General features: G+C 66.9%; 15 protein-coding genes, 1 tRNA gene, 3 rRNA genes and 1 pseudogene. 11 read left to right on the top strand and 9 right to left on the bottom strand.

All coding sequences use genetic code 11. The features are described 5' to 3' along the window. Positions 1-36 precede the first annotated feature (36 nt). Positions 37-744 carry a hypothetical protein gene (locus VV01_RS13865; protein ID WP_157508841.1) on the top strand — a complete coding sequence of 236 codons (708 nt, stop codon included), beginning with the start codon at positions 37-39 and terminating at the stop codon, positions 742-744. Here the strand turns inward: VV01_RS13865 and VV01_RS13860 are convergent. Then, a complete protein-coding gene (locus tag VV01_RS13860; RefSeq protein WP_050670397.1) occupies positions 692-1,615 on the bottom strand; it encodes a hypothetical protein in 924 nt (307 codons plus the stop codon). The genes VV01_RS13865 and VV01_RS13860 overlap by 53 nt on opposite strands. 174 nt (positions 1,616-1,789) lie before the next feature. On the opposite strand from VV01_RS13860, the gene VV01_RS13855 reads away from it, so the two are divergent. Then, positions 1,790-1,864 (top strand) — tRNA-Leu (locus VV01_RS13855). Between the two features lie 80 nt (positions 1,865-1,944). On the opposite strand, the gene katG is transcribed toward VV01_RS13855, so the two are convergent. Beyond that, a complete protein-coding gene (gene katG, locus VV01_RS13850; protein WP_082220982.1) occupies positions 1,945-4,185 on the bottom strand; it encodes a catalase/peroxidase HPI in 2,241 nt (746 codons plus the stop codon). Then, positions 4,185-4,635, bottom strand: a pseudogene (locus VV01_RS13845) (Fur family transcriptional regulator). Before VV01_RS13845 ends, katG begins: the two are co-directional and overlap by 1 nt. Before the next feature lie 167 nt (positions 4,636-4,802). Here VV01_RS13845 and VV01_RS13840 point away from each other — a divergent pair. From VV01_RS13840 to VV01_RS13830, 3 genes are read left to right on the top strand one after another with little or no spacing between them, the layout of a single operon-like run. After that, positions 4,803-5,753: a Bax inhibitor-1/YccA family protein gene (locus tag VV01_RS13840; protein ID WP_050670396.1), complete on the top strand. Its 951-nt coding sequence runs from the start codon at positions 4,803-4,805 to the stop codon at positions 5,751-5,753. 4 nt (positions 5,754-5,757) lie between these two features. After that, positions 5,758-6,063, top strand: a complete 306-nt coding sequence (locus VV01_RS13835) for a hypothetical protein (RefSeq protein ID WP_050670395.1) — start codon at positions 5,758-5,760, stop codon at positions 6,061-6,063. 39 nt (positions 6,064-6,102) lie between these two features. Further along, complete coding sequence (locus VV01_RS13830; protein WP_050670394.1) at positions 6,103-6,558, top strand: hypothetical protein; 456 nt, start codon at positions 6,103-6,105, stop codon at positions 6,556-6,558. A 77-nt stretch (positions 6,559-6,635) separates the two neighbouring features. Here VV01_RS13830 and VV01_RS13825 read toward each other — a convergent pair whose 3' ends face one another. Together VV01_RS13825 and VV01_RS13820 are read right to left on the bottom strand one after the other, a co-directional pair. Then, positions 6,636-7,859: an acetyl-CoA C-acetyltransferase gene (locus VV01_RS13825; RefSeq protein WP_050670393.1), complete on the bottom strand. Its 1,224-nt coding sequence runs from the start codon at positions 7,857-7,859 to the stop codon at positions 6,636-6,638. Between the two features lie 139 nt (positions 7,860-7,998). Beyond that, on the bottom strand, positions 7,999-9,075 hold the full coding sequence (locus tag VV01_RS13820; RefSeq protein ID WP_050670392.1) for an SGNH/GDSL hydrolase family protein: 1,077 nt from the start codon (positions 9,073-9,075) through the stop codon (positions 7,999-8,001). 100 nt (positions 9,076-9,175) lie between these two features. On the opposite strand from VV01_RS13820, the gene VV01_RS13815 reads away from it, so the two are divergent. The 5 genes from VV01_RS13815 to lysX all read left to right on the top strand — a co-directional run bounded on the left by VV01_RS13815 (position 9,176) and on the right by lysX (position 19,819). Next, complete coding sequence (locus VV01_RS13815) at positions 9,176-10,552, top strand: cystathionine beta-synthase (RefSeq protein ID WP_050670391.1); 1,377 nt, start codon at positions 9,176-9,178, stop codon at positions 10,550-10,552. A 479-nt stretch (positions 10,553-11,031) separates the two neighbouring features. Further along, positions 11,032-12,552 (top strand): 16S ribosomal RNA (locus VV01_RS13810). Between the two features lie 335 nt (positions 12,553-12,887). Beyond that, positions 12,888-15,996 (top strand): 23S ribosomal RNA (locus VV01_RS13805). Between the two features lie 156 nt (positions 15,997-16,152). Further along, positions 16,153-16,270, top strand: a 5S ribosomal RNA gene (rrf, locus tag VV01_RS13800). Together the 16S, 23S and 5S rRNA genes form the textbook arrangement of a ribosomal RNA operon. A 165-nt stretch (positions 16,271-16,435) precedes the next feature. Continuing rightward, positions 16,436-19,819: a bifunctional lysylphosphatidylglycerol synthetase/lysine--tRNA ligase LysX gene (lysX, locus tag VV01_RS13795; protein WP_082220981.1), complete on the top strand. Its 3,384-nt coding sequence runs from the start codon at positions 16,436-16,438 to the stop codon at positions 19,817-19,819. A gap of 85 nt (positions 19,820-19,904) precedes the next feature. Here lysX and VV01_RS13790 read toward each other — a convergent pair whose 3' ends face one another. Together VV01_RS13790 and VV01_RS13785 are read right to left on the bottom strand one after the other, a co-directional pair. Then, a complete protein-coding gene (locus VV01_RS13790; RefSeq protein ID WP_050670390.1) occupies positions 19,905-20,423 on the bottom strand; it encodes a ferritin in 519 nt (172 codons plus the stop codon). A gap of 47 nt (positions 20,424-20,470) precedes the next feature. Beyond that, complete coding sequence (locus VV01_RS13785) at positions 20,471-21,037, bottom strand: TetR/AcrR family transcriptional regulator (protein ID WP_050670389.1); 567 nt, start codon at positions 21,035-21,037, stop codon at positions 20,471-20,473. Positions 21,038-21,313: 276 nt separating this feature from the next. Between VV01_RS13785 and VV01_RS13775 the strand changes: the two genes are divergently transcribed. Next, on the top strand, positions 21,314-22,165 hold the full coding sequence (locus VV01_RS13775) for a phosphatase PAP2 family protein (protein ID WP_197275047.1): 852 nt from the start codon (positions 21,314-21,316) through the stop codon (positions 22,163-22,165). 10 nt (positions 22,166-22,175) lie between these two features. Here VV01_RS13775 and VV01_RS13770 read toward each other — a convergent pair whose 3' ends face one another. Next, complete coding sequence (locus tag VV01_RS13770; protein ID WP_050670386.1) at positions 22,176-22,820, bottom strand: GNAT family N-acetyltransferase; 645 nt, start codon at positions 22,818-22,820, stop codon at positions 22,176-22,178. A 33-nt stretch (positions 22,821-22,853) separates the two neighbouring features. After that, positions 22,854-24,221, bottom strand: a complete 1,368-nt coding sequence (locus VV01_RS13765) for an esterase-like activity of phytase family protein (protein WP_050670385.1) — start codon at positions 24,219-24,221, stop codon at positions 22,854-22,856. Between the last annotated feature and the right edge of the window lie 71 nt (positions 24,222-24,292).

Raw genomic sequence — 24,292 nt, 5'->3', positions numbered from 1 at the left:
CGTTCCTGCCGATCGCGTCGGCCTCGGCCGACGGTGGTGCCCTGCGGCCCCGTCGGGTCGTCGTACGCCGCCTCGGCCGACGCCGCCGCCTCACGAGCCGTCTCGGACGGCGTGCTCCAGCGCTACGCCACCGAGAAGGCCAAGGCGACCGGAGTCGCACCGAGCAGGGACGCCGTCCCGCAGAAGGCAGCCGACGCGGTGCCCGTGTACGAGCTCAGCCCGGCCTTCGTCCGTTCGGGTGCCGGGCCGGTCGGTGAGGCGAGGTACGCCGTGACGACGTACGCGCTCGGCTCGGAGAAGGCCTCGGTGGCCTCAGCACCACAGGCCGACGGCGTCTGGCGGGCGGTCAACGTCGCCTCCGGAGACACCGAGGCCCGGATGGCTGCGGCCGCGCAGGGCAGCCCGCTGCTGCACGAGCCGCAGGTCGATGCGTGGTACGCGGTGCGTGGCGGCCGGGTCGTCGCCCTCGACACTGATGCCCGCTCGGCGCTCGGCAAGGGTTCGGCAACCGTCGCGGAGTACGCCGCCCTGGTGCACGACCGCTACTCCGACAAGCTGCCGGGCAGCGCGTACGACACCTCGGGCTACGCCGGTGGCTACGCGGTGTCGGCGCCGAAGGCTGCCGGCACGACCCACGGTGTCGTGTGGGGTGCGGGCGGTGTGGCCGCGCTCGCAGCCGGTGCGGTGGCGCTCAGTCCCAGGACCAGGACAGCCCTGAGATCCCGGGGACGAGCTGTTCGGTGACCAGGTAGGCCCGGTTGCCGTCCTGGAGGTCGACGACGCGTCGGCGTACGTCGGGCTCCTCGAGGTTGCGGCGGTAGAACTCCTCGACCTGGGACGGCAACCGGTCCGGCTGGAACTCGATCTCGGCGACGTGGATACCGCCGCGCTGGATGTGCAGGCGGTAGTGCTCGGTCATCGGCAGGCTGTTGCCGTCGGTGATGCGGTACTGGAAGACGTGCGGCTCGTGGCGGCGCAGGTTGCGGTCGAAGAGCAGCTCGACCAGCAGCAGACCCGCCTCGGCGTCGGTGCGGGTGCGGCCGACGCGGCAGCCGCTCGTGGCCTCCAGGCGCAGCAGCTCGACGTCGCAGCCGCGCTCGCCCTGGTAGGTGACGATCTGCCGGTCGACGTCGTCGATGGCGCGGATGACCTGGTGCACCTCCTTGTGCTCCAGGGCACCGGTGCTGCCGATCACGAGGCGTTCGATGACGCTGAGGTTGACGGTGTGGCCGGGGCCGGTCGTACCCATCTCGCGGACGAGGCGGTCGACGGTGCCGGCAAAGCTCGCGGCCGCGCTGAAGCGGCCCTGGCGGGAGGCGCGTTCGAGGTCGGCGGGCAGCAGGGTCGTGAGCGTGCCCGCAGGGATGTCGAGCACCTCCTCGAGCGCCTGGATCACCGGCAGCGACCGCGTCGTGGGGCGACGCGCGCCGTTCTGCCAGTACGACAGGGTGCTCACGCCGACGTGCTGGCCGCGTGCCGCGAGATGGTCGCGCAACCGGCTCAGCGCGAGACCGCGGGTCAGGATCGAGGCGTGCAGCACCCGGGCGAACTCGGCACCCGTGGGGTCCCGGTCCGGGATCGTGGGCGCCGTGCCCACTTCGCGCGTCTGCTCCATCGTCGTGACGTCTCTCCTCGTCGGCCCAGTCCCCGTGACAACGCCCCATCGCACCACCTTTGTGCCGAGAACGTCAGGAAATCGCCAAAAGGCGCGGTATTCCTTCGGTCTCGGCCCGGCGCGAGGACGAGCGCTGCCGTGAGGGCGCAGGCCCCGCGCCCGTACGCTGAGTGCGCCCTCGTGGCCCAACTGGCAGAGGCAGGCGACTTAAAATCGCTTCCGGTGCGGGTTCGAGTCCCGTCGAGGGCACGGCACCTGGCATGCACGAGGCCCGCAGCGCGTCGCTGCGGGCCTCGTGCCGTACGCCGTCGTCGTACGACGGGTGCGCGTCAGCGCAGGTCGAACCTGTCGAGCTCCATGACCTTGGTCCAGGCGGCGACGAAGTCCTGCACGAACTTCTCGCGGGCGTCGTCGGAGGCGTAGACCTCGGCGACCGCGCGCAGCTCGGCGTTGCTGCTGAACACCAGGTCGGCGCGGCTGCCCGTCCAGCTCTGACCGTGGGCGCCGGTGCCGGCGTACCGGCCGTTGCCGCCGGCCGGCTGCCACGTCGTCCCGAGGTCGAGCAGGTTGACGAAGTAGTCGTTGGTCAGCTGGCCGGGCTTGTCGGTGAGGACGCCGACCTGCGAGCCACCGGAGTTGGCGCCGAGCACGCGCAGACCGCCGACGAGGACGGTCATCTCGGGTGCCGACAGGTTGAGCAGGTTGGCCCGGTCGACGAGCGCGTGCTCGGCGGGCATGCCGGTGTCGCCGGCGTCATAGTTGCGGAAGCCGTCGATGCGCGGCTCCAGCGGCTCGAACGACTCGACGTCGGTCTGCTCCTGGGTGGCGTCCGTGCGGCCCGGTCGGAACGGCACCTGCACGTCGGAGCCCGCGGCCTGGGCCGCGTCCTCGACGCCCACGCCACCGGCGAGCACGATCAGGTCGGCGAGCGAGACCTGCGCGCCACCGGCGTCGTTGAACGCCTTCTGCACGCCCTCGAGCACGCCGAGCACCTCCTGCAGCTGCTGCGGGTCGTTGGCCTCCCAGCTGCGCTGCGGCTCCAGGCGGATGCGTGCACCGTTGGCGCCGCCCCGCTTGTCGCTGCCGCGGAACGAGCCCGCTGCGGCCCACGCGGTCGAGACGAGGCGGTCGACACCGAGTCCGCTCTCGCGGATGCGCGCCTTGAGGTCGGCGACGTCGGACTCGCTGACGAGCGTTCCCTCGGCTGCCGGCACCGGGTCCTGCCAGATGAGCTCCTCCTGCGGCACCTCCGGTCCGAGGTAGCGCACCTTCGGGCCCATGTCGCGGTGGGTCAGCTTGAACCACGCGCGGGCGAAGGCGTCGGCGAACTCCTGCGGGTTCTCCAGGAAACGGCGCGAGATCTTCTCGTACGCCGGGTCGAACCGCAGCGACAGGTCGGTGGTGAGCATGGTCGGCGGGCGGTTGAGGGTGCCGTCCTCGGGGTCGGGCACGGTGTTGGCTCCGCCGCCGTCCTCGGGCTGCCACTGGTTGGCGCCGGCCGGGCTCTGGGTGAGCTCCCACTCGTGCGCGAACAACGTCTCGAAGAAGCTGTTGTCCCAGGCGGTCGGCGTCGCGGTCCAGGTGACCTCGATGCCGCTGGTGATGGCGTCGCGACCCTTGCCGCTGCCGAAGCTGTTCTTCCAGCCGAGGCCGCCCTGCTCCAGCGGAGCGCCCTCGGGCTCGGGGCCGACGTGCGCCTCGGGATCGGCCGCACCGTGGGTCTTGCCGAACGTGTGACCGCCGGCGATCAGCGCGACGGTCTCCTCGTCGTTCATCGCCATACGACGGAACGTCTCGCGGATGTCGACGGCCGCCTTGACCGAGTCGGGCTCGCCGTTGGGGCCCTCGGGGTTGACGTAGATCAGGCCCATCTGGACGGCCGCGAGCGGACGCTCCAGGTCGCGCTCGCCGGTGTAGCGGGCGTCGCCGAGCCAGGTGGTCTCCGAGCCCCAGTACACGTCGTCGTCCGGCTCCCACGCGTCGACGCGACCGCCGGCGTACCCGAACGTCGAGAAGCCCATCGACTCCAGGGCCACGTTGCCGGTGAGCACGAGCAGGTCGGCCCACGACAGGCTCTCGCCGTACTTGCGCTTGACCGGCCACAGCAGGCGGCGGGCCTTGTCGAGGTTGCCGTTGTCGGGCCAGCTGTTCAGCGGTGCGAACCGCTGCTGGCCGCTGCCGGCTCCGCCGCGTCCGTCGCTGATGCGGTAGGTGCCGGCCGAGTGCCAGGCCATCCGGATCATCAGCGGTCCGTAGTGGCCGAAGTCGGCGGGCCACCAGTCCTGTGAGGTGGTGAGCACCTCGGCGATGTCCTTCTTCACGGCTGCCAGGTCGAGCGCGTTGAACGCTGCGGCGTAGTCGAACTGCTCACCGAGCGGGTTGGCGACAGCCGGGTTCTTGGCGAGGATGCGCAGGTTGAGCCGCTTCGGCCACCACTGCTGGTTGGCGTCGCCCTGGGTCGGCGGGATCAGGTCGTGGACGACGGGGCACCCGTTGGTGGCGCCCTCGTCGTTCATCTCGCCGACCTCGGTGGTCTGGTCGACGTGCTCGCCGGACTCGTTCACGGACATCAGGATCCTTTCGTGTGGTGCTGGGTGGTCGTGGAAGAGGCGGAGCTGCAGGCGGGGCACACGCCCCAGAAGATGACCTCGGCCTCGTCGATCGCGAAGCCGTGGTCGTCGGTGGGGTGCAGGCACGGCGCGGCGCCGTCGGCGCAGTCGGTGTCGACGACCGCCCCGCACGAGCGGCACACGAGGTGGTGGTGGTTGTCGCCGACGCGTAGCTCGTAGCGCGCTCGACCCGGCCGGCTGGATGCGGCGTACGAGCCCGGCCCCGCTGAGCGCGGCGAGGCAGTCGTAGACCGCCTGGCGCGAGACGGTGGGCAGGTCGGCCCGGACCGCGTCGAAGACGGCCGCGCTGTCGGAGTGGGGGTGGTGCTCGAGCACGGCGAGCACAGCAGTGCGCGGCCGCGTCACCCGCAGACCGGCACCGCGGAGCACGTCCTCGTAAGCCGGGGCCATGTGACCACCCTCACGGCCAATCTGGAACGAGTTAAGACTTTGCGGGGAGGTTTTCTGGACTCGTTCAAGTCACGTTCGTGGCTCGGGAACTCTCAGGCGGCGCCGTCGCTTCTACACTGTGAGTCAGACGCGCGTTGGACGCGTACACCATGACGCCTGGAGGAGCAATGGCAAGCAACCCGGTGTTCAACCGGTTCGAGAAGGAGCTGTCCGAGGGCCGGTACGCCGGGTTCGGCCAGCAGGGTCAGGGCCAGCCCCAGCAGGGCATGCCCTCCCAGCCGCAGTTCGGTCAGCAGGGTGGGCCGCAGGGTCAGCCGCAGTGGGGTCAGCAGCCGCAGCAGGGTGCCGGGATGGGCGCTGCGTGGGGTGCCCAGGACCAGCTGAGCAACCAGCAGCTGGAGCAGATGTACAACGCGGGCACCGCAACGCCGCAGCAGACGGGTCGGATGACGCTCGACGACGTCGTCATGAAGACGCTCGGCCTGTTCGCGATCGTGCTCGTCTTCGCCGGAGGCGCCTGGTACCTCTCATCGCAGAACGAGTCGGCCGGGATGGGGCTGTGGGGCGTCGGCCTGGTCGGCACGCTCGTCCTCGGACTGGTCATCGCGTTCAAGAAGACGATCTCCGTCCCTCTGATCGTGCTGTACGCCGCGCTCGAGGGCCTGTTCGTCGGTGCGATCAGCCAGACGTTCAACGACATTCCCGGCTACGAAGGCATCGTCTTCCAGGCAGTCCTGGCGACGCTGTGCGTGTTCGCCGGCATGTTCGCCGGCTGGAAGTTCGGGGTCATCAAGGTGACCGCGCGCTCGCGCCGGATCTTCGGCCTGATGCTCATCGGGTACGTGCTCTTCGCCCTGGTCAACCTGGTGCTCCAGCTCGTCGGCGTTTTCGACGAGCCGTTCGGCCTGGGCGGCTCTGGCCCGTTGGGCATCGGCATCTCGATCTTCGCAGTCGGCCTGGCGTCGTACTCCCTCGCGATCGACTTCGACACGATCGACCAGGGCGTGCGCGCGGGACTGCCCGAGAAGTACTCGTGGCTCATGGCCCACGGTCTGATCGTGAGCGTCGTGTGGCTCTACCTCGAGATCCTGCGCCTGCTCGCGCGTCTGCGCGACTGATCGCATGACTCATCGCTCGCCGGTCACCGATGACGTGGCGGTCGAGCTGAGGCGCGTGGTCCAGCGGTGGCATCAGCTGCCGTTGGACCGCGCGCTTTCTCATGCGCCGGCCGTCCGCGAGCTGGTCCAGCAGCTGGCCGACGCGACCGCGACGGCGCAGGGTCGCGAGCCCGCCGCCGTACCCGACCTCGGCCCCGCTGTCCTGCCCGACCAGCTCACCGTCATGGCGTACGACGTGTGCGCTGCCGGCCTCGCAGCCGACCTCGACCTCGCGACCCGGCTCGCCGGCGTACGACGGCTCCTCGCGTAGCCGCCCGCGGTCACCTCACGGTCGATAGGCTCGCGCATCGTGACCGAGTCCGCTGATGTGGCAACGAGATTCGCCGACGAGTTCGCGTCGTGGGCGGTGACGCTGCCTGCTCCTGCTATCGAGCAGCACCGAGACGGCACCCTCTACGCGAGGGGCTGGTCGATCCGGTGGTGCTGGCACACCGACGGTGCGCTCGAGGTGCGGTCCTCGCACCGCATGACCGATGAGCGGTGGTCGGTGCTGCAGGTCGACGGCAGCACGCAGCCGCGCGACGTGCCGGCGGCGATGATGGCCTACATGCCCGGCGACGACGTGACCCGGATCCGGGCCGAGCACAAGGCGGCCTGGAGTGCGCACGGTGAGAAGGTCACGGCCGCCGGCATGGACTTCGGCGAGCTGCCCGACAGCATCCGCGTCGAGGAGTCGACGATGATCTGGCGCTGCGACGGCGACGACTGGACCACCACAGTGCTGCCGCCTCGGCCGGCCCTCTGACCGGGCACGGCGAGCTCCTGCTCCGTACGACGAAGGCCCCGACCGTCGTGGTCGGGGCCTTCGTCATGCGGGCAGCCTCAGCTGAGACGCTCGTAGATCACGGCCATGCCCTGGCCGCCACCGACGCACATCGTCTCGAGGCCGAACGTGCCGTCCGTGGACTGCAGGCCGTTGAGCAGCGTCGTGGTGATGCGCGCACCGGTCATGCCGAAGGGGTGGCCGAGCGCGATCGCGCCGCCGTGCACGTTGAGCTTGTCGAAGTCCATCTCGAGGTCGTCGGCCGACGGCAGCACCTGCGCGGCGAAGGCCTCGTTGATCTCGTACAGGTCCATGTCCTTGATGGTCATGCCCGCACGGGCGAGGGCCTGCTTCGATGCCTCGACCGGGCCGAGACCCATGATCTCGGGGGACAGCGCCGACACTCCGGTCGAGACGACGCGGGCCAGCGGCGTGAGGCCGAGCTCCTTGGCCTTGGTGTCGCTCATGACGACGAGCGCGGCAGCACCGTCGTTGAGTGAGCAGCAGTTGGCGGCGGTGACGGTGCCGTTCTCACGGAACACCGGCTGCATCGTCGACACCTTCTCCAGCGTGGTGCCGGCGCGGGGGCCGTCGTCCTTGCTGATGACGGTGCCGTCGGGCAGCGTGACGGGCGTGATCTCCCGCTCGAAGAAACCGGCGGCGATGGCCTTCTCCGCGCGGTTCTGCGAGGTGACGGCCCACTCGTCCTGACGCTCGCGCGACACGTTGCGGTAGGTCGCGACGTTCTCGGCGGTCTGACCCATCTGGATGTAGATGTCGGGCAGGCCGCCCTCGGAGCGCGGGTCGGTCCAGGTGGCGTTGTTCTTGGCGATGTCGGCCGTCCGCGCCTCGGCGTCGGCGAAGACCGTGTTCTTCCACTCGTCGGGTGAGGTGCCCGCGCCGCTCACATCGGCGTAGCGCGAGACGGTCTCGACACCGGCCGACAGGAAGACCTCGCCCTCACCGGCCTTGATCGCGTGCGCGGCCATGCGGGTGGTCTGCACCGACGAGGAGCAGAAGCGGTTGATCGTGGCACCCGGCAGGTGGTCGAACCCGGCGAGGACGGCGACGAGGCGAGCCATGTTGTTGCCCTGCTCGCCCCACGGCTCGGCGCAGCCGAGGTAGAGGTCCTCGATGAGGGTCGGGTCCAGACCGGGCACCTTCTCCAGCGCGGCCTTGATGGCCAGCACGGTGAGGTCGTCCGGGCGCATGTCTTTCAGGCTGCCCTTGAACGCGCGCCCGATCGGCGTACGCGCTGCAGAGACGATGACGGCTTCAGGCATGTGTCCTCCAGATCGCGGGGCCCGTGACCGGGCCGGCTCGCGGGCGGCCAGCAGCGCCGCACCGCACAGCCATCCACTCTACGTGGGCGGTCAGCGCCGGGGTGCCCGGTCCGTACGACGGTCGCCGGGTCGGCCACGTTCAGGCGCTGCGGTCGGAGTCCTCGCCGGGCTGCTCGTGGTCCGAAGGAGCTTCGTCGACCTGCTCGGCCTGCGCCTCGCCCGCATCGGGCATCGGCTGGCGACGCCGCCTGCGCAGCACGGCCCAGCGTCCGCGATGGCCGACCTGGCTCCCGTGCACGTCGGTGCCGCTGACCTCGCTGCCCGGGTCACGCACGGCGCGGACGGCGGTCTCGGAGACGGGGCCGACACTCTCGCCGCGGCGCCGGTCGGGCACGTGGCCGGCGTCAGGCGTGGCGTGCCCGAGAGCGTCCAGCACGCTCGGCAGCAGCGCCGACGCCGCCCTGGCATAGCCGGCGGGCGAGGGGTGGAACTGGTCCTTGCTGAACATCACCGTCGGCCGCTCGTCGAAGTCCGGGCCGATGAGGTCGCCGAGCGAGACGGTCCGGCCGCCTTCCTCGACCACGGCGACGGTCTGGGCGGCGGCGAGGTCGCGGGAGTAGCGCCGCGCGACCGCGCGCAACGGCTGGGGGAGCGGCCTGACCGTGCCGAGGTCGGGGCAGGTGCCGACGACGACCTCGGCACCCACCTCCCGCAGCCGGTGGACGGCCATGGCCAGGTGGCGTACGGACGTCGACCGGCTCAACCGATGGGTGATGTCGTTGGCGCCGACCATGATCAGCGCGACGTCGGGCTCGGGCACCTGCTCCAGTGCAAGGTCGATCTGGCCGTCGAGGTCGGTCGACTCGGCGCCGACGACCGAGACGTTGGTGAGCTGCACGGGCCGACCGGTGAGCGCGGCGACCGCGACCGAGACGATGCTGCCGACGGTCTGCCATTTGGTGTCGACGCCCATGCCGCGGGCGCTGGAGTCGCCGATGACGAGCAGGTGGACCGGGTCGCCGAAGCCGTGCCCGTAGGTGCCGGAGTCATCAGGGGTGTCGTCGAACGGGGTGCCGACGACGCGACGGGCGATCTGAGCCTCGGCGCGCAGGATGCCGTACGCCGCGGCCGCGCTGGCTGCGGCCCCTGCCGCGGTCACGCCCCCGCCGTACGCGGCCTTGGCCGCGATCTTGCGCGCTCGCCTCGCTCGTCCCATCCCTGGTCAACCTCTCTGTCCGCCCTGGGAACCATCGTCTCACCGGACGGAGTCGTGCCCATGGGCCACCACCGTGTCCAGAACCTGAGACGATGCACGGGTGAAGTACGCGGAACACATCGCAGACCTGGTCGGCCACACGCCGCTCGTCAAGCTCTCGTCGGTCACCGAAGGCATCGCCTGCACGGTGCTCGCCAAGGTGGAGTACCTCAATCCGGGCGGGTCGGTGAAAGACCGGATCGCCCTGCGGATGATCGAGGCCGCCGAGAAGGCCGGTGAGCTGCAGCCCGGCGGCACGATCGTCGAGCCGACGTCCGGCAACACCGGAGTGGGACTCGCACTCATCGCTCAACGCAAGGGGTACAAGTGCGTCTTCGTCTGCCCTGACAAGGTCAGCGAGGACAAGCGCAACGTGCTGCGCGCCTACGGCGCCGAGGTGGTGGTCACCCCGACGTCGGTTCCGCCCGAGCACCCGGACAGCTACTACTCGGTGTCCGACCGGATCGCCGCCGAGACGCCGGGCGGGTGGAAGCCCGACCAGTACTCCAACCCCAACGGGCCGGCCTCCCACTACGACTCGACCGGGCCCGAGATCTGGGACGACACCGACGGTCGCGTCACCTCGTTCGTGGCGGGCATCGGCACCGGCGGCACGATCACCGGTACGGGTCGCTACCTGCGCGACGTGTCGGCCGAGCGCGAGGGCGGACGCGTGCACATCGTCGGCGCCGACCCCGAGGGCTCGGTCTACTCCGGCGGGACGGGGCGGCCCTACCTCGTCGAGGGTGTCGGCGAGGACATGTGGCCCCGCGCGTACGACCCCAAGGTCCCGGACGAGGTGATCGCGGTCAGCGACGCCGAGTCGTTCGCGATGACCCGGCGCCTGGCCCGTGAGGAGGGCCTGCTGGTCGGCGGCTCGTGCGGCATGGCCGTCGTCGCCGCACTGCGCCACGCGGCCACGCTCCCGGCCGACGCCACGGTCGTCGTGCTGCTGCCGGACTCCGGCCGCGGCTACATGTCCAAGATCTTCGACGACGACTGGATGAGCTCCTACGGCTTCCTGCGTGAGTCCGGCGAGCGCACGGTGGGCGAGGTGCTGGCCGGCAAGGACGGCCGGATGCCGGCGCTGGTGCACACCCACCCCAACGAGACCGTGCGCGACGCGATCGAGATCCTCCACGAGTACGGCGTCTCGCAGATGCCGGTCGTCAAGGCCGAGCCGCCGATCATGGCCGGCGAGGTCGCCGGCTCGGTCAGTGAGCGCGAGCTGCTCGATGCCCTGTACGCCGGTGCGGCCCACCTGGCCGACTCCGTCGAGAAGCACATGTCCGCCCCGCTCCCGCTGATCGGTGCGGGCGAGTCCGTCAGTGAGGTCCGTGCCGACCTCGAGAAGAACGACGCCGTGATGGTCGTCCAGGACGGCAAGCCGGTCGGCGTCCTCACGCGCGCGGACCTGCTCAACGTCCTGATCGACTAGTCAGACCCGGTCGTTCGTCGACCCCGCCGGCCCTCGTGGCAGGCGGGGTCGACGCGTGTCCGGGGGCCGCAGTCGGGGCGTCGACAGCCTCGATTTGTACATCGCGGCAGGCGTGCCCTAATGTTCTCGATGTCAGCCCGACAGGGCAGGCGGGGCCGGACCGAGAGGGCCGGCCCACCGGGGAAAGCCACTCACTGAGTGTGCTAACCTGGAACTCCACTCGGAGCCAAGCGCGCGAGAATCTGGCAGATCGTTACAGCGAGAACGCCGATTTGACGCCCAAGAGCCGGGTAGGAAACACTAGAGAAAGAACGCCTCACGGGGCAGCGCTTGAAAGAGCGTGAAACCGAGTGTGCGGCTGTTTCTTGAGAACTCAACAGCGTGTCGAATGATTGATGCCAAATGTTTGTTTGGTTGATATTGATCAAGTTCAAGTCGTTTGATTTGAATCTCTTTCAATTTCGGCCAGGTTTTGATTTTCTACGGAGAGTTTGATCCTGGCTCAGGACGAACGCTGGCGGCGTGCTTAACACATGCAAGTCGAACGATGAAGCCCGAGCTTGCTCGGGTGGATTAGTGGCGAACGGGTGAGTAACACGTGAGTAACCTGCCTTTCACTCTGGGATAAGCCTGGGAAACTGGGTCTAATACTGGATATGACTGACTGTCGCATGGCGGTTGGTGGAAAGTTTTTCGGTGGAAGATGGACTCGCGGACTATCAGCTTGTTGGTGGGGTAGTGGCCTACCAAGGCTTTGACGGTTAGCCGGCCTGAGAGGGCGACCGGCCACACTGGGACTGAGACACGGCCCAGACTCCTACGGGAGGCAGCAGTGGGGAATATTGCACAATGGGCGAAAGCCTGATGCAGCGACGCCGCGTGCGGGATGACGGCCTTCGGGTTGTAAACCGCTTTCGCCAGGGACGAAGCGCAAGTGACGGTACCTGGAGAAGAAGCACCGGCTAACTACGTGCCAGCAGCCGCGGTAATACGTAGGGTGCGAGCGTTGTCCGGAATTATTGGGCGTAAAGAGCTTGTAGGCGGTTTGTCGCGTCTGCTGTGAAAGACCGGGGCTTAACTCCGGTTCTGCAGTGGGTACGGGCAGACTAGAGTGTGGTAGGGGAGACTGGAATTCCTGGTGTAGCGGTGAAATGCGCAGATATCAGGAGGAACACCGATGGCGAAGGCAGGTCTCTGGGCCACTACTGACGCTGAGAAGCGAAAGCATGGGGAGCGAACAGGATTAGATACCCTGGTAGTCCATGCCGTAAACGTTGGGAACTAGGTGTGGGCCTCATTCCACGAGGTCCGTGCCGTAGCTAACGCATTAAGTTCCCCGCCTGGGGAGTACGGCCGCAAGGCTAAAACTCAAAGGAATTGACGGGGGCCCGCACAAGCGGCGGAGCATGCGGATTAATTCGATGCAACGCGAAGAACCTTACCAAGGCTTGACATACACCGGAATCATGCAGAGATGTGTGAGTCTTCGGACTGGTGTACAGGTGGTGCATGGTTGTCGTCAGCTCGTGTCGTGAGATGTTGGGTTAAGTCCCGCAACGAGCGCAACCCTCGTTCCATGTTGCCAGCACGTAATGGTGGGGACTCATGGGAGACTGCCGGGGTCAACTCGGAGGAAGGTGGGGATGACGTCAAATCATCATGCCCCTTATGTCTTGGGCTTCACGCATGCTACAATGGCCGGTACAGAGGGTTGCGAGACCGTGAGGTGGAGCGAATCCCTTAAAACTGGTCTCAGTTCGGATTGGGGTCTGCAACTCGACCCCATGAAGTCGGAGTCGCTAGTAATCGCAGATCAGCAACGCTGCGGTGAATACGTTCCCGGGCCTTGTACACACCGCCCGTCAAGTCACGAAAGTCGGTAACACCCGAAGCCCACGGCCTAACCCTTGTGGAGGGAGTGGTCGAAGGTGGGACTGGCGATTGGGACTAAGTCGTAACAAGGTAGCCGTACCGGAAGGTGCGGCTGGATCACCTCCTTTCTAAGGAGCTGCTAAGCCCTTTCATCACCGAGTGTGTGGTGGGGGTGTGCTCATGGGTGGATCATCAATCATAGTGCCGTGTCTGATTGGGTGCTGATGCAAGTACAGCTTCCTGGTTTGTCCAGGGGTGAGGAAAGTGTTGGTGTCTGGTGGGGTGTGGTGTCGACACGTTGTTGGGTCCTGAGGGGACAGCCGGCTGCGGGTTCTTCGGAGCTTGTGGTGGTTGTTGCTTCTGTTGGGTGACGGGCCTGTCCGGCTTACATGCGGTTGTGTGTTGGTTGGTGGGTTTTCCGTGTGTTGTTTGAGAATTGCATAGTGGACGCGAGCATCTTTGTGGCCAAGTTTTTAAGGGCGTACGGTGGATGCCTTGGCACCAGGAACCGATGAAGGGCGTAGGAATCTGCGATAAGCCTCGGGGAGTCGATAACCAGACTGTGATCCGAGGGTACCCGAATGGGGAAACCCGGCAAGAGTCATTTCTTGTCACCCGCACCTGAATATATAGGGTGTGTGGAGGGAACGTGGGGAAGTGAAACATCTCAGTACCCACAGGAAGAGAAAACAACAGTGATTCCGTGAGTAGTGGCGAGCGAAAGCGGATGAGGCTAAACCTGTTTCGTGTGATACCTGTCAGGGGTTGCGGAATGGGGGTTGTGGGACCTTTTGGTCAGTGCTGACACGCTGACGGGGAGTAAGAAATCATGGGTGTAGGTGAAGCAGCTTGAATGCTGTGGCGTAGAGGGTGGAACCCCCGTAACCGAAACATTCATGACTCCTGAAGGGGATCCCAAGTAGCACGGGGCTCGAGGAATCCCGTGTGAATCTGGCAGGACCACCTGCTAAGCCTAAATATTCCCTGGTGACCGATAGCGGACTAGTACCGTGAGGGAAAGGTGAAAAGTACCCCGGGAGGGGAGTGAAATAGTACCTGAAACCGTGCGCCTACAATCCGTCAGAGCCCCCCTGGTTGGGGTGATGGCGTGCCTTTTGAAGAATGAGCCTGCGAGTTAGTGCTCAGTGGCGAGGTTAACCCGTGTGGGGAAGCCGTAGCGAAAGCGAGTCCGAATAGGGCGTTTGAGTCGCTGGGTCTAGACCCGAAGCGGAGTGATCTACCCATGGCCAGGTTGAAGCGCCGGTAAGACGGCGTGGAGGACCGAACCCACTTAGGTTGAAAACTGAGGGGATGAGCTGTGGGTAGGGGTGAAAGGCCAATCAAACTCCGTGATAGCTGGTTCTCCCCGAAATGCATTTAGGTGCAGCGTCACGTGTTTCTTACCGGAGGTAGAGCTACTGGATGGCTAATGGGCCTCACCAGGTTACTGACGTCAGCCAAACTCCGAATGCCGGTAAGTGAGAGCGTGGCAGTGAGACTGCGGGGGATAAGCTTCGTAGTCGAGAGGGAAACAGCCCAGATCACCAGCTAAGGTCCCTAAGCGTGTGCTAAGTGGAAAAGGATGTGGAGTTGCTGTGACAACCAGGAGGTTGGCTTAGAAGCAGCCACCCTTTAAAGAGTGCGTAATAGCTCACTGGTCAAGTGATTCCGCGCCGACAATGTAGCGGGGCTCAAGCACACCACCGAAGCTGTGGCAATGACACACTTCCCTAGGTTTTCCTCAGGGGTGTTGTTGGGTAGGGGAGCGTCGTGTGGCGAGTGAAGCGGCGGAGTGATCCAGTCGTGGATGCCACACGAGTGAGAATGCAGGCATGAGTAGCGAATCGAGAGTGAGAAACTCTCGCGCCGAATAACCAAGGGTTCCAGGGTCAAGCTAATCTGCCCTGGGTAAGTCGGGACCTAAGGCGAGGCCGACAGGCGTAGTCGATGGACATCCGGTTGATATTCCGGAACCGGCGAAGAACCGCCCATATCGAATCAAGGGATGCTAACCACCCGAACCCACGACGTTCCACACCTTCGGTTGTGGTGTTGCTGGGGGAGCGTGGGACCCGATCTTGTAGTAGGTAAGCAATGGAGTGACGCAGGAAGGTAGCCTCCGCGTGGCGATGGTTGTCCACGTCCAAGAGTGTAGGCCGGTCAGTAGGCAAATCCGCTGACCATATGGCTGAGACTTGATAGTGACCACGTAATGTGGGAAGCAGGGTGATCCTATGCTGCCGAGAAAAACTTCTAGCGAGGTTCGAGCCGCCCGTACCCCAAACCGACTCAGGTGGTTAGGTAGAGAATACCAAGGCGATCGAGTGAATCGTGGTTAAGGAATTCGGCAAAATGCCCCCGTAACTTCGGGAGAAGGGGGGCCCAATCCCTGAAGAGACTTGCTCTCTAGGGGTGAGGGCCGCAGAGACCAGGGAGAAGCGACTGTTTACTAAAAACACAGGTCCGTGCGAAGAAGCAATTCGATGTATACGGACTGACGCCTGCCCGGTGCTGGAACGTTAAGGGGACCGGTTAGTCACTTGTGGCGAAGCTGAGAACTTAAGCGCCAGTAAACGGCGGTGGTAACTATAACCATCCTAAGGTAGCGAAATTCCTTGTCGGGTAAGTTCCGACCTGCACGAATGGCGTAACGACTTCTCCACTGTCTCAACCACGAACTCGGCGAAATTGCACTACGAGTAAAGATGCTCGTTACGCGCAGCAGGACGGAAAGACCCCGGGACCTTTACTACAGCTTGGTATTGGTGTTCGGTGCGGCTTGTGTAGGATAGGTGGGAGACTGTGAAGCATTAGCGCCAGCTAGTGTGGAGTCATCGTTGAAATACCACTCTGGTCGTTCTGGGCTCCTAACTTCGGACCATGATCTGGTTCAGGGACAGTGCCTGGTGGGTAGTTTAACTGGGGCGGTTGCCTCCCAAAAGGTAACGGAGGCGCCCAAAGGTTCCCTCAGCCTGGTTGGCAATCAGGTTTCGAGTGTAAGTGCACAAGGGAGCTTGACTGTGAGACAGACATGTCGAGCAGGGACGAAAGTCGGGACTAGTGACCCGATGGTGGCTTGTGGAAGCGCCGTCGCTCAACGGATAAAAGGTACCCCGGGGATAACAGGCTGATCTTGCCCAAGAGCTCATATCGACGGCATGGTTTGGCACCTCGATGTCGGCTCGTCGCATCCTGGGGCTGGAGTAGGTCCCAAGGGTTGGGCTGTTCGCCCATTAAAGCGGTACGCGAGCTGGGTTTAGAACGTCGTGAGACAGTTCGGTCCCTATCCGCTGTGCGCGTAGGAAGCTTGAGAAGACCTGTCCCTAGTACGAGAGGACCGGGATGGACGAACCTCTGGTGTGTCAGTTGTTCTGCCAAGAGCACCGCTGATTAGCTACGTTCGGAAGTGATAACCGCTGAAAGCATCTAAGCGGGAAGCACGCTTCAAGATGAGGCTTCCATCAGGATTTCCTGGAGAGGCTCCCAGCTAGACGACTGGGTTGATAGGCCGGACGTGGAAGCACAGTAATGTGTGGAGCTGACCGGTACTAATAAGCCGATAACTTGATACCACAAAGAAGCTACGCGTCCACTATGCAACTCTGGAACAACACACCACCCAGAGACCACAACCCCACCACCCACCAGTGGGCAAGGGGAAGATGGTCTTGATGGTTTGACAGGTGAATACAGGCAACGTAACCCGTAGCCGAAGAGTTCCACAGGGTTACGGCGGTTATAGCGAAGTGGGAAACGCCCGGTCACATTCCGAACCCGGAAGCTAAGCCCTTCAGCGCCGATGGTACTGCACTGGGAACGGTGTGGGAGAGTAGGACACCGCCGGACAAACATTCCAGAAATGGCCAGCACCTGAGGGTGCTGGCCATTTCTGTATGTCCGCACATGGTTTGCAGAGCGTCTCCTGCGAGTTGCCACGTGAGGCCGTGCGTTCGGTCATCATGGAGGACGGTCGCCCTGGCAGGTCAGGGGTCGTTGTCAGGAGACAGGCAGATGTTGCAGCCCCTCAAGGGCACGTTCCAGCCCTATGGCGGCGCAGCGGCGTCGAAGGTGCCGGCCCCTTCGGGTGCGGAGCGCATCGCGCAGTGGCTCGGCAGAGTTCTCCTGCTGGCGGCGCTGTGGTCGCTCATCAGCATTCCGATCAAGCACCGTGGGATCCCGGCAGTGGTGTCGGACCTGTTCGAGATGCTCAACATCCCCGCCGAGCCGAGCCTGTTCGTCGTGGCGCTGCTGCTGGCGTGGTCCGGTGCGGTGCGCCGTCGGTTCCGTGCGGCTCATCTGGTGACGGTCGTCGTCATGGGCCTGTCCGTTGCCGAGCAGGTGCGCTGGATCGTCAAGGTCATCGCGTCACCGGGCTTCCCCGAGAACCCGTTCCACGGCTTCGCCCGGGTCTGGTGGGACTGGCGCAACGAGCTGCCGCTCAACCTGATCGCGCTGGTGGTCGGCGTGGCGGTTCTCGTGATCGCGTGGTCCGCGCGTCCGGCGTTCACCGCACGGCTCACGCCGGGGTCACGGCGTACGGCCGCGGTGGTCCTGGTCTGTGGTCTTGCGATCTCGATGGCCGTGACGTCAGCGCTGACGTTCGTCTTCCCCCGCACACTGGACGGACCGCTGGAGAAGCTGGCCTGGTCGTTGCGGTCGGTGTTCGGCATCACGACCCCGCCGGATGAGCCGGGCTTTCGCGGCCACCTGGGCCACCACTGGATCTACTCCTGCGCCGGCGTGCTGTCGGCCGGTGCCCTCGTCCTGGCGATCCTGGTGCTGTGGCGCTCGGGGCGTTCGGGCCAGCACCAGGACGCGGAGGAGGAGCTGGCGGTGCGCCGGCTGCTCCTGCAGTACGGCGAGTCGGACTCACTGGGCTACTTCGCCACCCGCCGTGACAAGAGCGTGGTGTTCGCACCGGACGGTCAGGCTGCGGTCACCTACCGCGTCGAGGGCAGCGTGAGCGTGGCGAGCGCCGACCCGATCGGACGGCACAGCTCGTGGCCCGGCGCTGTCGAGGCCTGGTTGGCCGAGTGCCGCCGACACGGCTGGTACGCCGCCGTGCTGTCCTCCAGTGAGGAGGGCACCCGCCATTACGTCGACGCCGGTCTCAAGGCGTTCGCCCTGGGCGACGAGGCGATCATCGACGTCGACCGGTTCCGGCTGCGTGGCCGATCCATGCGCCCTGTGCGGCAGGCCGTCACCCGGATCAGTCGAGCGGGCTACACGACCCAGGTGCGACGGCATGCCGATCTCAGCCAGGACGAGCTGCAGCAGATCGCCGACCTGGCGCAGGCCTGGCGCGGTGACGAGACCGAGCGCGGCTTCTCGATGGCGCTCAACCGCCTGGCCGATCCGGCCGACGGACGCTGCGCACTCATCACCGCGCACGACAAGGACGGCCGCATCCGCGGGTTCCTGTCCTTCGTGCCGTGGGGTGCACGCGGGCTGTCGCTGGACCTGATGCGGCGTGACCGGGCCGCCGAGAACGGCCTCAACGAGTTCATGGTCGCGCGGCTGGTGGAGGCCGCCCCGAGCATCGGCGTACGACGGATCTCGTTGAACTTCGCGGTGTTCCGCAACGTGTTCAGCAGCGCCGACCAGCTCGGTGCCGGGCCGGTGACGAGACTGACCGATGCCTTCTTGTCGTTCGCGTCGCGGTTCTACCAGCTCGAGACGTTGTACCGCGCCAACGACAAGTACCACCCGCAGTGGGTGCCGCGTCTGCTGTGCTACGACCCCGCTCTGACGGTCGCCCGCGCCGGGATCGCGATGGGTGTCGCCGAGGGCTTCCTCCCGCTCGTCGGACCGCGCTTCCTGGTCGGGCCGAAGGTGTCGGACGTCCAGCCGCCGCGTGACGAGCCCGGCTTCGTGCAACAGGTGCTGCGCCAGGAGGAGCAGCTGCTCACCCCGGTCGCGCCGGTGACGACCTCGAGCGAGCAGCAGCGGGTCCGGCAGGACAAGCTGCGCCGCTGGGAGGCGGCGGGGCAGGAGGGCTACCCGGCCGGCGTACGCCGCACCCACCGGGTCGCGCAGGTGCGTGCGGCGTACCCGTCGCCGGCACCCGGTACCCGCACAGCGGACGTGGTCGCGGTAGCGGGACGGATCCGGGCCCTGCGCGATCTCGGCGGCGTGGCGTTCGCGGTCCTCGAGGACGAGGCCGTGCGCATCCAGGTCATGATCACGCGCGACGAGACCCCTGCGCCGGCTCGACAGGGCTGGGACGAGGTCGTCGACCTCGGCGACCTCGTGAGCGTCACCGGCACGGTCGCGGCATCGCGCACCGGCGAGCTGTCGGTGCTGATGGAGTCGTGGGAGCTCGCGGGCAAGTGCCTGAGCCCCGTACCGGACCTGCACGCGACCCTCTCGGACGACGCTCGCGCGCGGCAGCGTGCGCTGGACCTGATCGTCACGCCCGGCTCCGTCGAGGCCCTGCGACTGCGGTCAGCGGGTGTGCGCGCGTTGCGTGACGCGTTCGGCCGACGTGAGTACGCCGAGGTCGAGACACCCGTGCTGCAGGCCGTCCACGGCGGCGCGGCGGCTCGCCCGTTCCGCACCCACATCAACGCGTACGACATGGACCTCTACCTGCGAATCGCACCCGAGCTCTACCTCAAACGGCTCTGCGTCGGGGGGATGCAGCGCGTGTTCGAGCTCGGCCGCAACTTCCGCAACGTAGGTGTCGACGCCACGCACAACCCCGAGTTCACGTCGCTGGAGGCCTACCAGGCGTACGCCGACTACTCCACGATGCGTGAGCTGACGCGCGAGGTGCTGCTGGAGGTGGCGACCGCGGTCAACGGCCGACCCGTCGCGCGGCGCCCCGAGGGCGAGGTCGACCTCGACGTGCCCTGGCCCGTGCTCACGGTGCACGAGGCGGTCAGTCGGGCGACCGGCGTACGACTCACATCGGCGTCGACCGCCGAGGAGGTCGCGGTGGTGTGCCGGTCCCACAGCGTGGCCGCGGCGCCCGGCACCAGCGCGGGCCGGCTGGTGGTCGAGCTGTACGAGGCGCTGGTCGAGAAGCAGACGACGTTCCCGACGTTCTACACCGACTTCCCGCTCGAGACCTCACCGCTCACACGTCGGCACCGGAGCGACCCGGCCCTGGCGGAGCGCTGGGACCTGGTCGCGTTCGGGGCGGAGATCGGCACGGCGTACAGCGAGCTCACCGACCCGGTCGACCAGCGGCGACGGCTGACCGAGCAGTCGATGGCTGCATCGGCCGGCGATCTGGAGGCCATGCAGCTCGACGAGGCGTTCCTCCAGGCGCTGGAGTACGCCATGCCGCCGACCGGTGGCCTCGGGCTCGGCGTCGACCGCGTCATCATGATGCTGCTCGGCACAGGCATCAGGTCGACGTTGGCATTCCCGTTCGTACGGCCGAACGCCTAGGCGTACCAACGCAACTGAGCACGGCGAAGGCCCGGCACCTCGGGGAGAGGTGCCGGGCCCGTCGTACGAGCGTCGTCGCGGTGGCTCAGCCGCCGGTGTTCTCGGTGGTGCGCGCCGGTCGCTGGCCGAGCTCCTCGTCGAGGCGCAGCAGGCCGGGGCCGTCGTCGTCGATGAGCTCGATGCGGCCGACGATCTCGCTGACCGTCGCCTCCTCCTCGAGCTGCTCGCTGATGAACCAGTTGAGCAGCGGTCGGGAGTCCAGGTCGCCGGCCTCGTCGGTCTTGCGGTAGAGCTCGCGGATCGCCTCGGAGACGCGCTGCTCGTGCTTGAGCGCCGCCTGGAACGCATCGAGGACGGTCTTGACCTCGACCTTCGGGCCCGGGACGGTGCCGATGACCGCGTGGTTGTCGCGGTCGTTGACGTGGTCGATGAACTTGTTGGCGTGGACGATCTCCTCGTCGGCCTGGTGACGCAGCCACGCGGCCATGCCGGGCAGGTCGCGGATCTCCATCTCGATCGCGAGCTGCCGGTAGACGATCGACGCCTCGAACTCGAGGGTGATCTGGTCGTTGAACGCCTTCTCCAGCTCCGTCGTCAGCTTCATGCGCCGACTCTCACGAGGGCCGGAGGCTGAGGCGAGACCTCGGCCGGTCAGGCGGCCGGCTGGCGCACCGACGCCTTGAGGACGTCGAGCGAGGCCTCCAGCAGGGTCTCGCGCAGCACCGTGTCGGTCGCTTCTCCGACCGTGATGGAGGAGGACAGGACGCCGCCCACGACCTCGGTCGCCGCCACGGCGCGGATGCGGTCCTCGACGCTGGCATCCGGACCTGCGAGCCAGCGGTGCAGGCGGCCGGTGAGGGCGAACATCTCGCCGAGCACGTCCTCGAACGCCGTCAGGGCTCCGAGGTCGCGCGCGAGCCACACGCCGACGTCGCGGTGACGGATCAGGGCATCGATGAAGTTCTCGAGGACCTCGCGGGTGGCGGCGGGAGACCAGGTGCGCTCGTCCAGCCCCTGCAGGGCCTGCCGCATGTCGTCGACCAGCGGCATCAGCAGGGCGCTCACGAGCTCCTGCTTGGACGCGTAGTGGTAGTACAACGACGCCTTCGTGATGCCGACAGCCTCGGCGATCTCACGCAGACTCGCACCCTCGACACCCTTGGCCGCGATCACGTCGAGCGCGGCCTTGCAGATGTCGGACTTGGTATCTCTGGCCATGGGCCGACAGCCTTCCATGAACCCCGACGGACAAACCTCTTTGCACAGCCTACCGGGCGGCAGGTAATCTATCTACCGTGCGGCAGGTCAGCATTCAGGACATGCAGCGCCCGCAGGGTCACGGACTCGCGCGGACGCCGCTGACCGCTGTCACGTATCAGGCCTCGGCAGACGTCTTCCTTGTGTGGAAGAGCCCCGAGACCTCAGGGGTTCACCCGGGCACCTTCGGGGATGTCACCGATGGTGCGGCCGGGCGCAGGACGGGACGGTGATCTGGTGACGACTCGGCACTTCGACCGCGTACTGCCGCACACGCGTGCGGGTGACGCGGTGCTGACCTGGATCAGGAACCGGCCCGGCCTCATCGAGCTCGGGCTGATCGCGATCCTGTACGTCGGCTACAGCGCCTCCCGGCTGCTCGCCAGCGACGACCTGGCCGCCGCGCAGGAGCGTGCCCATCGCATCCTCGACTGGGAGAAGGCCGTCGGTCTCGACGGTGAGTCCGGGCTAGGGCACTGGTTCGCGACCCATGACGTCGTGGGCATCCTGGCGAGCTACTACTACGCCTCGGCGCACTACATCGTGACCGCCCTGGTGCTGCTGATGCTCTACCGCCGCGGTGGCGAGCTGTACGTCCGTGCCCGCCGCGCCCTCGTGGTCTCGACCGTGCTCGGCCTGGTGATGTACCTCCTGCTGCCGACCGCACCGCCGCGGCTCACCGACCTCGGCTACGTCGACGTCCTCGCCGAGCACGCATCAGCGGGCTGGTGGGGTTCGGACGCCTCGGCGCCCAAGGGGCTCGGCGGGATGACCAACGAGCTGGCCGCGATGCCGTCGCTGCACGCCGGCTGGGCCCTGTGGGTCGCGATCGTGGTGTTCGTCTGGACGCCCAGGCTGCACTGGCGGCTCCTCGGCAGCGCCCACGCGCTCATCACCGCGCTGGTCGTCATCGGCACGGGCAACCACTGGGTGAGCGACGTCCTCGTCGGCTGGTACGTCATCGTCGTCGGCGCGCTCATCGCCTGGCCCCGCGAGGTGCGTCGGGTACGCCGACCGCTCAGGGGAGCGACCGGCACCGCGGCTGCACTGGCGGCTCAGGCCACACCACGCAAGAAGGCTCAGGTCTGAGCCCAGCCCGTCAGCTCGGCGTACCGAACCACGGCAGGCAGCGTTCGACGCCGCTCACGGTGACCAGCCGACCCTGTCCGGACGTATGCCACTGCTCGGCCGTGAGCCGTAGGTGCTGGAGTCGTACGCGGCCCGTGCCGGAGGCGTTCAGGCTGACACCGTTGTCGGCGTAGCCGATGCGCCGGGACACCCCGAGCGAGGACGCGTTGTCCTCGCGGGCGGACGTGACGGCGGCAGCGGCCCCGAGGTGGTCGAACGCCAGCCCGAGAACGGCCCGCCGCATGGCCACCCCGTACCCGCGTCCGCGGACGTCGCTCACCAGCCAGGACGTGGTGTCGACGGTGCCGATGCCGGCGAGGTCGTCCGTTTCGAGCGTCTGTACGCCGACCGGTCGCCCCTGCGCGGACACCGTGAGGTCGAGCCGCCACGAGCTCGGGGCCCAGGTGCCACGAGCGCGCCAGACATCCTGGCGCAGCAGGCGACGACGGTTGGCGGCCAGGTCCAGCCACGGGAGCAGCTCGGCACGCGGGTCGTGCTCGAAGTCGTCCGGGAGACGGTCGACGAGGACGTCGAGATCGGCGTCACGGACCGGGCGCAACGTGACGTCGCCGCACGCCAGTCCGAGGTCGGTCAGCGGCCAGTCCGGTCGGTGCATGCTGCCCAGGATCGCACCGACCGGACGACGTGCTCACCGGAACTGGTGAGGCACCTTGCGCATGTCGACGTCGAGCAGCTCACCGGTGTCCTGCTGGCCGTTCGGCAGCGTCTTGGCCTTCAGCTGGAAGGGCGCCGTGTCGTTGGCGAGGCCGTCGATGCCGAAGTCGCTGTCGTTGGAGATCACGAGCCGGCGGCCGTGATCGAGGACCGCGACACCCTCGACCTTGTCGTGCCCGAAGAACCCGCCGGTCGGGTCGATCGCGCTCACCAGGCCGGCGACGTCGAGGAACAGCTCGGACCGCACCGGCCGCACACCCACGCCGCGCAGGGCTGCGTCCGCCTCCGTCGTACTCGCCTGTCCCACAACGCTTTCCAGCGACGTGCCGTCGATGAGCAGGCCGCCCTTGGCGGCGTCGTACGTGCTGCCCTTGACGCTGCGGGCGCTGCTCACATCGGTCGCCTTGCGCAGGTCGACCTTGTAGAGCTTCTTGTCGGCGCCGGGCTGCATCGCGCCGTCGCGCTCGTCGACGAGGAGCTCGTGGTTGCTGATCGCCGAGATCTCGCTGTTGGCCGTGGTGACGCCCTTGGCGGTGGTGTGCAGGAGGTAGACGTACTGGCGAACGGCGCGCGTACGCAGGTCGATCGTGACGATGCGGGTGAACGGCACGGTCTTGGACTTCGGGCCGTCGGGTGCGTTGAGCCCGGCCTGCATGATGCCGACGAGCGTGCGCCCGTCAGGAGTGACCGTCAGACCTTCCATGCCCTTGTTGGGCTCGCGCTCGGCGAGCTCTCCGGGCAGGCCATGGCCGAACGGGCTCAGGCGCTCGATCTCGCGGCCGTCCCGCGAGAAGTGGGTGATGAACGGGCCGTACTCGTCCGACACCCAGAACGAGCCGTCGCGCATCGCGGCCAGCCCCTCGGGGTCGTAGCCGTACGGGCTCGCGGGCAGGGCCTTGCCGTCGAGGCCGACGATCGTCTCGCCCGTGCCGCCGGGAGAGATGACCTGACCGTTGAACGGCGTACCGTCCGCAGCCTTGAGCGTGATCTTGCGGACCAGTACGGCCTTGCCGCCGCGCAGCACGAACTCGCCGATGGCCGGCGTGAAGTCGGGCACCGGCTCGACCTTGACCTTGTCCGGGCCGTCGACGTTCGGACCGCGGTCGGTCAGCCCGTAGAACGTGTTGCGCGCGCCCGGCTTGGCGGTGAACGACGAGCCGTACGCCGCACCGTCGATCCTGACTCCGCCGATCGTGGCCAGCGGGCCGACGTCCTGGGAGTAGGTGCGCACGGCCGCACGCGGGTCGTCATGACCGTGGTGCGGGCGGGCCGAGGCGGCGGGAACGGCGGCCGACGCGCACGCGAGTGCGGCGACGGCGACAAGGGCGGTACGACGGGACATGCGTCCTCCATGGGCAGGCGATGAGCAACCGAGCGGACTCTGCTCCGCCGAGGTGACCTGCGAGCGAGCGC

Origin of the sequence: Luteipulveratus halotolerans (assembly GCF_001247745.1) — a bacterium.
GTDB lineage: Bacteria > Actinomycetota > Actinomycetes > Actinomycetales > Dermatophilaceae > Luteipulveratus > Luteipulveratus halotolerans.
The sequence above is the reverse complement of the archived record's forward strand: the minus strand, read 5'-3'. Positions and strand labels throughout refer to the sequence as shown.

Excerpts from the sequence above, each read along its gene's own strand:
- VV01_RS13860 (WP_050670397.1), bottom strand. The coding sequence starts at position 1,615 with ATGGAGCAGACGCGCGAAGTGGGCACGGCGCCCACGATCCCGGACCGG.
- katG (WP_082220982.1), bottom strand. The coding sequence starts at position 4,185 with ATGTCCGTGAACGAGTCCGGCGAGCACGTCGACCAGACCACCGAGGTC.
- VV01_RS13840 (WP_050670396.1), top strand. The coding sequence starts at position 4,803 with ATGGCAAGCAACCCGGTGTTCAACCGGTTCGAGAAGGAGCTGTCCGAG.
- VV01_RS13835 (WP_050670395.1), top strand. The coding sequence starts at position 5,758 with ATGACTCATCGCTCGCCGGTCACCGATGACGTGGCGGTCGAGCTGAGG.
- VV01_RS13825 (WP_050670393.1), bottom strand. The coding sequence starts at position 7,859 with ATGCCTGAAGCCGTCATCGTCTCTGCAGCGCGTACGCCGATCGGGCGC.
- VV01_RS13820 (WP_050670392.1), bottom strand. The coding sequence starts at position 9,075 with ATGGGACGAGCGAGGCGAGCGCGCAAGATCGCGGCCAAGGCCGCGTAC.
- lysX (WP_082220981.1), top strand. The coding sequence starts at position 16,436 with ATGTTGCAGCCCCTCAAGGGCACGTTCCAGCCCTATGGCGGCGCAGCG.
- VV01_RS13790 (WP_050670390.1), bottom strand. The coding sequence starts at position 20,423 with ATGAAGCTGACGACGGAGCTGGAGAAGGCGTTCAACGACCAGATCACC.
- VV01_RS13785 (WP_050670389.1), bottom strand. The coding sequence starts at position 21,037 with ATGGCCAGAGATACCAAGTCCGACATCTGCAAGGCCGCGCTCGACGTG.
- VV01_RS13770 (WP_050670386.1), bottom strand. The coding sequence starts at position 22,820 with ATGCACCGACCGGACTGGCCGCTGACCGACCTCGGACTGGCGTGCGGC.
- VV01_RS13765 (WP_050670385.1), bottom strand. The coding sequence starts at position 24,221 with ATGTCCCGTCGTACCGCCCTTGTCGCCGTCGCCGCACTCGCGTGCGCG.